This window comes from Thiolapillus sp., from assembly GCF_048562965.1.
GTDB classification, from domain to species: domain Bacteria; phylum Pseudomonadota; class Gammaproteobacteria; order Chromatiales; family Chromatiaceae; genus Thiolapillus; species Thiolapillus brandeum_A.
Genome location: NZ_JBHNMF010001439.1, coordinates 1 through 626, shown reverse-complemented (window position 1 = coordinate 626; position 626 = coordinate 1). Strand labels below are relative to the sequence as shown.

Annotated in this window: 1 protein-coding gene; it reads right to left on the bottom strand. The window is 42.7% G+C overall.

Annotated elements, in window-relative coordinates:
* Positions 1-125: 125 nt before the first annotated feature.
* A complete protein-coding gene (locus ACOCD2_RS24810) occupies positions 126-521 on the bottom strand; it encodes a hypothetical protein (protein ID WP_293690044.1) in 396 nt (131 codons plus the stop codon).
* Positions 522-626 lie beyond the last annotated feature (105 nt).

Genomic DNA, 626 nt, shown 5'->3' with positions numbered 1-626 from the left:
ATGGGATAACTCACCAGCCAGCCTTCTCAGAAGGCTGGCATCAAAGCCCCCTTATAGGGGGCAAAAGGCAAATCTGCGTTCTTAGAACGCAGATTTTTAGAATATAATCACACGGGACCCGGCACCTACTCACTATACTCACCTATAACAGCACGCAAATTATCTGTGTATTTAAAAATATCGTCTAGAGACTCTATTTCCACCCTTTCTTCCTGTTTATTAGCAATCAATCCCAGGTACTTCCTTGAACGATTGAAATGCAGCCTGCAGATCGGCTTTCTGTTGGTATCGTCAAGCAATATCCCACAGTAGCTTTTCTTATCCCGCATAACTACCCTCTTTACGTCAATAACATTGCGGAGAATAGCCTTGATGATGTTGTAAGCTTCAATTTCCTCTTCTGTCGTTTCAATGCCATCATTCTTAGGTGATGATCTGATCGTCTCTACAACTTCAGATATTTCCTCTTTTTTATCTTCGTTTGTAGAAAGGGCAGATTTAAGGCGATCGTAACTACTCACCCCTAAGATGAGTACAAGCCTGCCTCGATGGATCTACAATCGCTTTTTCATGTCTGTAGAGGCTTGACATCATAGTACGCCGAGTCTATGCTATTGACCCAACAC